Source organism: Streptomyces sp. NPDC005775, from assembly GCF_042871565.1.
Lineage (GTDB): Bacteria > Actinomycetota > Actinomycetes > Streptomycetales > Streptomycetaceae > Streptomyces.
In genome coordinates this window covers 557,550-566,732 of sequence record NZ_JBIAIU010000002.1, presented here as the reverse complement: position 1 = coordinate 566,732, position 9,183 = coordinate 557,550, and the positions used below count along the sequence as shown (strand labels likewise).

The 9,183-nt window shown below is 69.0% G+C and carries 18 protein-coding genes; 13 read left to right on the top strand and 5 right to left on the bottom strand.

Annotation, left to right across the window (positions count from 1 at the left end):
- The first annotated feature begins 9 nt into the window (after positions 1–9).
- The 11 genes from ACFYPA_RS06390 (at position 10) to ACFYPA_RS06340 (ending at position 5,067) form a co-directional block, all read left to right on the top strand.
- A complete protein-coding gene (locus ACFYPA_RS06390; protein ID WP_389130052.1) occupies positions 10–756 on the top strand; it encodes a hypothetical protein in 747 nt (248 codons plus the stop codon).
- Positions 757–988: 232 nt separating this feature from the next.
- Entirely contained in the window at positions 989–1,369 is a 381-nt protein-coding gene (locus tag ACFYPA_RS06385; RefSeq protein WP_389130049.1) for a DUF4326 domain-containing protein, read from the top strand.
- Between the two features lie 82 nt (positions 1,370–1,451).
- The gene (locus ACFYPA_RS06380) at positions 1,452–1,781 is read left to right on the top strand and encodes a hypothetical protein (protein ID WP_389130047.1); all 330 of its coding nucleotides are present in this window, start codon (positions 1,452–1,454) and stop codon (positions 1,779–1,781) included.
- Between the two features lie 93 nt (positions 1,782–1,874).
- Positions 1,875–2,750 (top strand): hypothetical protein, encoded by an 876-nt coding sequence (locus ACFYPA_RS06375; protein ID WP_389130044.1) that lies wholly within the window; start codon positions 1,875–1,877, stop codon positions 2,748–2,750.
- Positions 2,747–2,950 carry a hypothetical protein gene (locus ACFYPA_RS06370; protein WP_389130041.1) on the top strand — a complete coding sequence of 68 codons (204 nt, stop codon included), beginning with the start codon at positions 2,747–2,749 and terminating at the stop codon, positions 2,948–2,950. Before ACFYPA_RS06375 ends, ACFYPA_RS06370 begins: the two co-directional genes overlap by 4 nt.
- A gap of 176 nt (positions 2,951–3,126) precedes the next feature.
- Positions 3,127–3,507 (top strand): HIT family protein, encoded by a 381-nt coding sequence (locus ACFYPA_RS06365; protein WP_389130038.1) that lies wholly within the window; start codon positions 3,127–3,129, stop codon positions 3,505–3,507.
- Positions 3,504–3,833 carry a hypothetical protein gene (locus ACFYPA_RS06360; RefSeq protein ID WP_389130035.1) on the top strand — a complete coding sequence of 110 codons (330 nt, stop codon included), beginning with the start codon at positions 3,504–3,506 and terminating at the stop codon, positions 3,831–3,833. The genes ACFYPA_RS06365 and ACFYPA_RS06360 overlap by 4 nt, the downstream gene beginning before the upstream one ends.
- Positions 3,830–4,117, top strand: coding sequence for a hypothetical protein (locus tag ACFYPA_RS06355; RefSeq protein ID WP_389130033.1), 288 nt, complete (start codon positions 3,830–3,832; stop codon positions 4,115–4,117). Before ACFYPA_RS06360 ends, ACFYPA_RS06355 begins: the two co-directional genes overlap by 4 nt.
- A gap of 53 nt (positions 4,118–4,170) precedes the next feature.
- Positions 4,171–4,347: a hypothetical protein gene (locus tag ACFYPA_RS06350; RefSeq protein WP_389130030.1), complete on the top strand. Its 177-nt coding sequence runs from the start codon at positions 4,171–4,173 to the stop codon at positions 4,345–4,347.
- Positions 4,344–4,523, top strand: coding sequence for a hypothetical protein (locus ACFYPA_RS06345; RefSeq protein WP_389130027.1), 180 nt, complete (start codon positions 4,344–4,346; stop codon positions 4,521–4,523). The genes ACFYPA_RS06350 and ACFYPA_RS06345 overlap by 4 nt, the downstream gene beginning before the upstream one ends.
- A 160-nt stretch (positions 4,524–4,683) precedes the next feature.
- Complete coding sequence (locus ACFYPA_RS06340) at positions 4,684–5,067, top strand: hypothetical protein (protein ID WP_389130025.1); 384 nt, start codon at positions 4,684–4,686, stop codon at positions 5,065–5,067.
- Positions 5,068–5,127: 60 nt separating this feature from the next.
- Here the strand turns inward: ACFYPA_RS06340 and ACFYPA_RS06335 are convergent, their stop codons facing one another.
- The 5 genes from ACFYPA_RS06335 to ACFYPA_RS06315 form a co-directional block, all read right to left on the bottom strand.
- A complete protein-coding gene (locus ACFYPA_RS06335; RefSeq protein WP_389130022.1) occupies positions 5,128–5,637 on the bottom strand; it encodes a hypothetical protein in 510 nt (169 codons plus the stop codon).
- A gap of 63 nt (positions 5,638–5,700) precedes the next feature.
- Positions 5,701–6,558: a hypothetical protein gene (locus ACFYPA_RS06330; protein WP_389130019.1), complete on the bottom strand. Its 858-nt coding sequence runs from the start codon at positions 6,556–6,558 to the stop codon at positions 5,701–5,703.
- Between the two features lie 546 nt (positions 6,559–7,104).
- Entirely contained in the window at positions 7,105–7,515 is a 411-nt protein-coding gene (locus ACFYPA_RS06325) for an NUDIX hydrolase (protein ID WP_389130017.1), read from the bottom strand.
- Complete coding sequence (locus tag ACFYPA_RS06320; protein WP_389130014.1) at positions 7,512–8,159, bottom strand: NUDIX hydrolase; 648 nt, start codon at positions 8,157–8,159, stop codon at positions 7,512–7,514. Before ACFYPA_RS06320 ends, ACFYPA_RS06325 begins: the two co-directional genes overlap by 4 nt.
- A 162-nt stretch (positions 8,160–8,321) precedes the next feature.
- Positions 8,322–8,564: a hypothetical protein gene (locus ACFYPA_RS06315; RefSeq protein ID WP_389130012.1), complete on the bottom strand. Its 243-nt coding sequence runs from the start codon at positions 8,562–8,564 to the stop codon at positions 8,322–8,324.
- A 239-nt stretch (positions 8,565–8,803) separates the two neighbouring features.
- Here ACFYPA_RS06315 and ACFYPA_RS06310 point away from each other — a divergent pair, with 239 nt between their 5' ends.
- Positions 8,804–8,989 carry a hypothetical protein gene (locus tag ACFYPA_RS06310; protein ID WP_389130009.1) on the top strand — a complete coding sequence of 62 codons (186 nt, stop codon included), beginning with the start codon at positions 8,804–8,806 and terminating at the stop codon, positions 8,987–8,989.
- Positions 8,989–9,183, top strand: a complete 195-nt coding sequence (locus ACFYPA_RS06305; protein ID WP_389130007.1) for a hypothetical protein — start codon at positions 8,989–8,991, stop codon at positions 9,181–9,183. The genes ACFYPA_RS06310 and ACFYPA_RS06305 overlap by 1 nt, the downstream gene beginning before the upstream one ends.

Sequence of the window (9,183 nt, the reverse complement as noted above, 5' to 3'; positions counted from 1 at the left end):
GAGCTGACCATGAGCATTCAGAAGGACTGGCACACAAGCCTCGCCGGTGAAGCGGTCGAGAGAACCCTTCACCAGCAGATCGCACGCGCCAACCACATCCCCGGCCAGCCTGGCGCCATCGCCGGCGACATGACCGTCGAGGCGCTCCCCACCTGGTACGGCGGAACCACCTTTCGGTCCGCCCTCGAAGCGTCCTGGGCCGCCACCCTTGACACCCTCGACATCCGCTGGGAGTACGAGCCCGAAACGGTCACCCTGCCGTCCGGGGCCGCCTACATCCCCGATTTCCGACTCCCCGACATCGGCGCCTGGCTCGAAGTCAAAGGCACTGGCGTCCCGAGGGTCGAGAAGGCAGTCGAGTTCGGGAAGTCCCTCGCCTGCGACTGCGGGATCTACGCCTGCACCTGTGAGTGGCCCGGCGGAGAACTCGTCATCATCGGCCACCCGCCGCGGCCCTACGACCCCTGGCTCGACCCGCGGTTCGGTGACACCGAGACCATCAACTACCGGGCCATGGCCAGGGCTGAGCGCCGCCACGGCGGACACCCCGACTGGACCTCCACCCGCGGCCGCGCCCTCTGGTTGACCCGATGCGCCGACTGCAACCGCGGCACCTGGTTCGACTCAGCACAGTGCCGGGCCTGCCGCGGCCCGCTCGCCGACTGCCAGGGCTACCAGGCCAGCGCGTCCGAACTGGAATTCCGGCGGATCAAAGGCCCAGCCTCCGTCGACAGCACGGAAAGCGAGCCAGCGTGATGGCCGCTGAGCGGGGGACCGGTTGTGCCGCATCCCGCGCACCTGCCCCGTTGCTCGTCTCCGGCCCGTACAGCCCCCGGTTGGGGGTGCGGGAGCCCGAAACCCCTCCTGGGTCCGCAGGCGGGCGTACAGAGTCGCCGGAACCTGACGTGATTCCCGGGCAAACCGCCCTCTAACTCCACCCCATGCAACCGACCTTGTGGTCCTTGTGACCGCCACGAAGGAGCCCCTGATGCCCGAACAGCCCGCCCGCCTCCAGCGCCGCCGCACCAAGGGGTGGTGCAAGCCCACCAACACGGTGATCGTCACCCGGCCGTCCCGGTTCGGGAACCCGTTCACCCTCGCCATGGCCTACGACCTCGGGTACGCCCAGTCGGGCGAAACCGACCTGGCCCGTCGCGCTGTTGTCGGCGCCTTCCAGGAGTGGCTTCGGGGGAACCGTCTGATGTGGCAGTCCAAGGAGGGCGACACGGCGCGGCAGCGCCTCCTCGACGGCCTGCCGGAACTCCGCGGCAAGAACCTCGCCTGCTACTGCCCGCTGCCCGCGGCCGGCCAGCCCGACCACTGCCACGCCGCTGTGCTCCTGCAGCTGGCGAACCGACCCACCCCGTGACCCGCACCCGCCGCCACAACGTCCACCAGACCCGCACCGCCGCGCACGCCGCGGTCCAGCAGACCGCCACGAGGAGCAACTGATGTACCCCACCCTCTTCACCAACGCAGGCGTCAAGAAGTTCGCCGAGGCCATCGACGAGGAGCGCAGCCGTCAGCTCGCCAAGTTCGGGGACCAGCACCACCCCGACGGCACCGGCAACAAGAGCCAGCAGGACGACGCTGACCGTGCCCGCCGCTTCTGTCAGGACGCCTTCGGCTCCGGATACGGCACGTGGGCCGACATCCTCACCGAGGAAGTCGCCGAAGCCTTCGCCGAGCGTGACCACGCGAAGCTCCGCACCGAGCTGATCCAGGTGGCCTCCGTGTGCGCCGCCTGGATCGCCGACCTGGATAGCCGCCCCACCCCGTGAACACGGAGCCCGCCCCGCTCGCACCAATCGAGCGGGGCGGGCCCGGCGCCCAGCCTCTCACCCGGTTCGACCCGCACACACCCAGGAGCAGCCATGACCGACCAAACGCCCCGCACGCCGTGCACCGTCCACGGGGACAACTGCCGCACCGAGGACTGGCCCGCCCCGGGCACAACCGCCCCGCCCGTGGGCACCGACCTCCGCGACCGCATCCGCCGCGCCATCTGCGAGGCGAACGGGTTCACCTGGCTGCCCGACGAGCTGATGGAGCCCGACGAGTACGGCGAGCACGCCGACGCGGTGCTGTCCGTCCTGCGCCGAGCCACGCAGCCCGAGTTCAAGGCGGTCGCCTTCCCCGCACCCGCCGACCGGGCCGCCGCCGAGCAGCCTGCCGACCGCCGGGCACGGTACGCCGCCGCGATCCGCGCCGAGTCCAGCCGCGTGGACGACGTTGCGCTCGCCGACGCCGTCATGGCCGTCGCGGACACCGAACAGGCCGCACTGCGGGCCGAAGTCGAAGGGCTGGACGAGGCGCTGCGGGGGGCGATCTCGGTGTCCGAGGAGGATGGTGCCCGCCTGCGGGCCGAGGTGGAGCGGCTGCGCACCGACCGGGCCACCGTGCTCCGGGAAGCCTCCGACTTCGTGGCCGAGCTGCTCAAGGAGACGCCGGAGTACGGCCTGTTCGTCGCCGAGAAGCTCTGCCGCCTGGCCGACGAGGCGCAGCAGCCCGAGACCGAGGCGCACCCGACCGAGGTCACGTGGATTGGCGAGATCGAGGAAAGCGACGGCCTGTGGGGGTACCTCCGCGCCGACTGCGACCGCGCCGTGGTCGAGAAGCGCACCGCACAGCAGCAAAAGCGCTTCCCCGCCTGGAACGACGGGACGCCGATCCGTACCCGCCTCGTCCGCAAGACGACCACGTACACCGTCGTGCAGCCCACCCCCGCCCCGTCCGAGGAGCCGAAGTGACCCAGCCCGAGACCAAGGTGGCGCCCGCCCTCCGGCCGCTGGAACACCTGCTCGTCAGCAAGCGAGCAGCAGCACGCGCCCGGAAGTGGCCGTGGGCGTGGTGGTGCACCTGCCCCGACGGCCACGGCGCCGCGAAGACCGAAGCCGAGGCGCGCCAGGCAGCCGACGCGCACACCGCGCTCCGCCACCCCGCCCCGTGACCCTGGCTCACCTTGCCCCGCACGCCGCCCTCCTGGCCGCTGGGACCGTCCTCACGGCCCTGGTGCTCCGGGAGGGCCACCGGGGGCGCGCGAGGCCCGGACACGGGCGCCTGCGGGCGCACAGCCGACACGACGGCACCGCACAGCACGACCACGACGCGATCAAGGAGAACGACATGAGCGAGCCCGACCCCTGCCCGTTCTGTGAGATCAACACCGGGCGCGCGCCCGCCACGTTCGTGCACGAGTGGTCCGACACCATCGCGATCGTCCCGCTCAACCCCGTCGTCGACGGCCACACCCTCGTCATCCCGAAGACCCACGTGGCCGACTTCGCCACCGACCCGGACGTCACCGCCGCCACCATGCGGCGCGCTGCCGAACTGATGCGGTGGACCGACCGCCCCATGAACGTCATCACCTCGCGCGGCCGGGAAGCTACGCAGTCCGTGTTCCACCTCCACCTCCACCTCGTACCCCGCGCCGCCAACGACGGGCTCGCACTGCCCTGGTACAGCGGCCGCACCCGGACCGCCACCGAGGGGCCGACCCGATGAGCGACCGCCACACCGCCGGCACCATCACGTCCGACGCGCTCGACCAGCTGTACGAGCAGTTGGAGGCGCGCCGCACCATCATCCGGAGCAACATCACCAAGTTCCGGTCCTGGGCCCACCGCATCCGAGACCTGGAAGCCCACGCCACGGACCTGGAGCAGCGCGCCGAACGCGCCGAGGCCGCCAACCAGCGCGTGCGGGACATCCCCCTCGAACCCGTCACCGCCGACGAGCCCACCACCAGCTGGGACCACGGCTACAACCAGGCGTTGCGCGCCGCACGGGCCGCCCTCGACCAGCAGCAGCCCACCACCACGGAGGCATGACCATGGCCCGGCTCACCTTCAACCGCGTGATCCTTGAGTGCGACGGATGCCAGAAGCGCCACGGAGAACCGGCAGGCCACAACTCGCCGACCGAAGCCCGCCTGGCCGGATACGTCGACGGCTGGCGCTTCCCCTCCAACCTCCGCAGCAACGGCCAGCTCGGGGACACCGAATCCGATGTCTGCCCCGAGTGCATGCCGTCCTGGGTACCCCGAACAAGGCGCGCAGCAGGGCGACGACTCCGCACCCACGAGGCGCCCACCCCCGAGCAGCCCACCACCTAACCCCACCGGCCGCCCGGACCCCACCCGGGCGGCCACCACCGCAAGGAGCCACGATGCCCGTCCGCCCGCTGACCGTCCGCCTCAACCCCGACACGTCCCGGCTACTCCGCCGATACCGCGGCGAGTCACCCACCACCGTCCTCCACCGGGCGATGCTCCTGCTCGCCGGCGCCGACGGGCACCTCACCCCCGACGGGAAACTCCGCCCCGAGAGAGGGGTTAACCGGTGAACGACTACCAGGACCCGCTGTGGTCCCCGGATGAACTCGCCGCCACCGTGCCCCGGATGCGGCGGATACCCGTCGACTACAGCCGGCCCGCCACACGGCTCGTTCTCCGCTCCGACATGCACAAGAAGCGGCGACGGCGGCGGGTTCGGACCGTCACCACCGGGAGATACCTGTGACCGGCCCCAGCCGCAACCCCCGCGGCGAACACGCAGGTCAGCCTGGCAGCCGATGGGAAACCGAACTTCGCTGGACCGGAGAGCACGTCATAGCCAACGACGAACCCCAACCACAGGCCAACCGGGCCACGCGACGAGCAGCACAACGGAAGAGGAAACGATGACCGACACCGAAGACGACCCCCACACCTGCAAGCCCGGGGCCACCACCTACTACTGCCCAACCGCCGAACAGGTCGAGTCCGACTGCCACGGCGGGTTCGATACCTGCTGCGACCGGCCCGACCTCCACAGACCCATCAACGGCCCCGACCTGTTCGGCGAGGTCGAACGGCTCGCCACCGAGCTGTACCAGTCCGAAGACGCGCGGGCCTGGGTGCGCGAGCAGTGCGCCATCCGGGAACGGAACCAGAAGGCCAGCCCCGGGCAAGGCGAAGTACAAACCGGTGAAATCCTTGCCTGGCTCGAAGGACCCAAGTGCGGTCGGCGGCTCGGCGAGACAATCCGTACCCATACCTGCGTGTGCGGCTGCCACCAGAACTGACCCGCACAGCGCTGCGCCCCCGCACCGGGAAACCGGGCGGGGGCGCAGCTGTCTTGCCGGTTACCGGTCATTCCAGATGTACGTCATGCGGTCGCGCAGATCGTCGGAGATCTGGTCTCCCACTGCGGCGGCCAGGAGTGCGGCCAGGTATGCGTACCGGGTCTCCCAGTAGATCTCAGCCTTCCGGTACTTGGGCTCCAGAGCCTCGTCACCGGCTTGTCCGATCAGGTACCACATGTCCGATCCGGTTACCTCGGTTCCGACCTCTTCCAAGAGGTTGTCCAGCCGCCATTCCGGCAGGGCGTGACTCGCGATCTTCTCCGCCTGGTCGCGGGTGAGGCTGACTGCCTGCTGGATGACGGCGGTCACCTCTCGCCAGTTCGGGCCGTATCCCCGGGCCAGGTCTTCGTCGGTGCAGTTCTCCGGGTCAATCACGCGGGCGTTCTGAGCCAGCACCTCGTTGACCCACTCGTCCTGGTCGTCGATGTTGTCCCGCCGCGCTTTCAGGAAGGCGTGGTGTTCCACGGTTCGGACGTCGCGGGTGGCCGGGTCGGTCTTCTCGTAGCTCATCAGATGCCTTTCAGCGTCAGGCTGAGGATTTCGGTTTGGTCGAGGGTGGGGTGGGTGGTGAGGCTAGAGGTCTGCTTCGTCTTCGTCCCTCTGGCACCACTTGAGGACGGTGGGCCGCGAGGCGATCCCCTTGACCAGGGCTGCCAGAGAGTTGGCCGAGTGGTGGTGCGAGTCAGACAGGTAATGCGCGTCCGCGTCTTCCCAGGCGGCGGACTCCACGGCCGTCGCCAGCCTCTCCAGGCATCCGTTGAGGATGTGAGCGGCAGCGCGCGCCGGCTCCAGGTCCTCCTCGATTCGGCGGATTGCGTCGCAGACGGGTGCGGGATCGGTCACGGTGGCCAGTACGGCGTAGCGCTCGTTCAGCACCCTGACAGAGCCCAGTTCCGGGTGCTTGCGCAGAACCATTCGGCCGACCTCGTGCGCCGAGGTGGTGCGGCGGGCCCACTCAATTCCAGCTCCAGGCTCGTTCTCTTGGCGCATTTCGACCTGGAACCAGTTGTGGTACTCGCCCCGCTGCCAGGGGTAGAGCCCGGATGCGGACTGCTCCAGCCCTTCGAAGATCTCCAGTTCGGGTTCCGGGGCCGGCTCCGGCTTCACCATCAGCGGCGGCTCGGCGTTCGTGTCTTCGGCCGAGCTGCTGTCCGCGGCAGGCGCCGGTTGGACCGGGGAGCCCCACATGCTCTCGGCGATTTCCTTGACCGCATCGAGGGCCTCGATCGGGAAGATGAACCGGTTGGCGTTGTAGCGCCCGCCCAGCTTCTTCACGTCGACGGCCAGGGCGTTGAACTGCTGCTCGTTGACGGTGCTGATCACGCGGTCGCTGGCCCCGTTGGGCTGCTCCTCGTACCGGACGGTGTGGAGCATGACCTTGGTTGGGGTGGCGGTGAGGTGGGCGCCGTTGGTGTAGTTGATGGTGGCCATGCGAACTCCCCCGCTAGGTGGTCAACTGTTGACCACCTTAGAGGGGATTGAGGTACTGGTCAAGCGTTGACCGGTGGCGGATTAGGGTCGGCCGAACACCCGCCCCACACGTCACCCACCCGCCGAAACCCTGCCCACCCAGCCCATCCGCTGCCACACTGAACCCCGGCCCGCCGTGCACCCCCGTCACGCCGGGCCCACCACGGGAGGTCACCATGCAGTGCGGAAACTGCGGAGCCGGCACCACCCAAGGCCCTGACGGCTCATGGATCTGCAACAACCAATGCGGCTGGTCCTCCGGCGTTGCCCCTGCCGTCTACGTCATGCCCGAGATCACCAGCACCAGGTGCCGCGGCTGCGACGCCGAAGTCCACGGCCTCGCCGGCAGGTACGCGTGCGGGCTCTGCGGCTGGTCGAACCCCTGGGACGAAGGTCACCGGCCGCTTCCTGGTACCGACACAGCCGACGTCACCAATACGCTCGGCTGAACAACGCAACGCCCCCGCCCGGATCACTCCGTGGCGGGGGCGTTTCTGGTTTGCGGGATCAGCGGGGGAGCGCCCCATCCAGGTACTCGTGCACGGGCCCGAACAGTCCATACGGCACGTAGTCGTCGATCTCGCCGTGCGCGAGCCACGCTACTTCGGCGATCTCCTCCGCATCCCCGATGCCCGCGGTGCCGGAGATCGGCTCGCAGGCCACATACGTCATGTGCCGGCCCGTGTTCGGATGCACCCGCTCACCCAGTACGCGGACCGCCTTGACCTCCAGTTCGACTTCCTCGGCCGTCTCGCGGACCGCAGCCTGCTCCGGGGATTCGCCGGCCTCGATTCCGCCGCCCGGGAACGCCCACAGCAGCTTGCCCTCCCGCTCGCGGCGGCGAATCATGAGCACCTTCCCGCCATCGACGATGATGGCCGTGGAGATGCTCTGCTGGGTGTCGGTCTGCTCGGTCACGCGGCCTCCAAGGCGCTCAGGATCGGCGGGTAGATGCGGTCGGCGGGGATGAACCGGGTCAGGTTCGTCAGCGGTACCCAGGTGACGTCGACGTTCTCGACCGTGTCCAGGTTGGTGGCCTCACCGGCGAGATAGTCGCAGAGGACATAGCTGGCCAGCACCCTCGTTTTCGGGTGGATGCGGGTGCCCAACTCCTCGCGGACCGCGCAGTGCACACCGGTCTCCGCATGAGTTTCCTGCACCGCCACCGACGCGACCGTGGCTCCCGGCTTGCACATGCCGGCCGGGAACTGCCACGACAGATCGTCATCCCCGCGGCGGCAAACCAGGAGCACCTCGGCGCCCCGCTGCACCACAGCGATGGCAACCCGTAGCGCCTGCGCCTGGGCTTGAGGCGGCTCGGCCTCGATTGTTGGCCGCAGGAGCATTCCGAAACGGCGCCGCACCGCATCACCAGCCTTCTCGAAGGTCATGTCGAGCAGCTGCTGCATCTCCGTCCGGGGCGCAAGATCCGGGCTGGAGTGCCAGCGAACGACGGTGCGCGTGGAGATGCCGAGGTGCTCGGCGAACTGTTCATTGGTCAGGCGCAGAGCGGCTTGCAGCACGCAGGCTGTCCGGCCCGTCCACGTCTTGACGATCTCCATCGTGCGGCTCCCGTGCTTGCCGTGCTCGGGCGAGTCGTGTCGGTGTCTCTGCTGCGTCACCTTCGTGTCGCGGGCGGTGCGTTGTGGCGTTTCGGTGGCGCGGCGAGGTCCTCGTGCCGCCCGTCGAGAACGCCTTGACTGGAGGGCATGACGAAGCCCCTCTCACTCACCTTTGCCGTACTGGAAGGCTCGCTGGTAGGTGACGCCGCCCATGATGGCGGCGATCTCCTTCCACTTCTTGCCTTCGGCGCGCAGCCCTTGGGCGACTTCTTGAAGGTGGGTGCGCTTGAGGGCTTCGAACAGCTCCTCGGCTTCCCGGATGGTCCTGTAGCGCTCACTGAGGTCTCCGATAGAGCGGAGGTGGGTGTTCAGCGGGGCGAAGGAGGCGTCCAGGGAGTCGGTCATGGGTTGAGAGTAGAGGTGTTTCGACACTCTCTCAAGATGCGTCTTGACTCCGCGTGCCGGTCCGCCTACTGTCGTCCTCGTAGCCGCTTCTCAAGCTCAAATTTGAGAGACGGTGCTGCTCACTCCTACCGGGCATGCCCGAGAGCAGCACGCACCACAACAAAAAACGGGCCGGACGCTTGCGACTCCTACATCGCGCAGCATCCGACCCTCACCGCCAAGGTCCTAAGGAGACCCCGATGGCTGTGCAGAACTCTACCGTCGAGCGCCCCGCGCCGATCGTCCAGGTCATGTCGCTGGCCGACACCGCCGCGCACCGCGCCGCCTCCCACGTCCGCACCGTGGTCGTCCCGGAGCAGGACACCCCGACACCCCCCGCCGAGCCGGCCGCCCGCCGCCGCTTCATTCAGCAGCGGGAGTGGTGATGGCAACCTCGACACCGTCCCCGGCTCCGGAGCTGGCTCTCAAGGAGGAGCGCCGCGCCGAGAAGATGGTCGCGTTCGTGGTGGACTCCGTGGTCGACCACAACTGGACGACACTGCCGCAGTACCAGTCCGGCATCCGCATCGCATTCGAAGAGGCCGCCGCACACGCCATCCAGCCCGACTGGGAGTGGTGA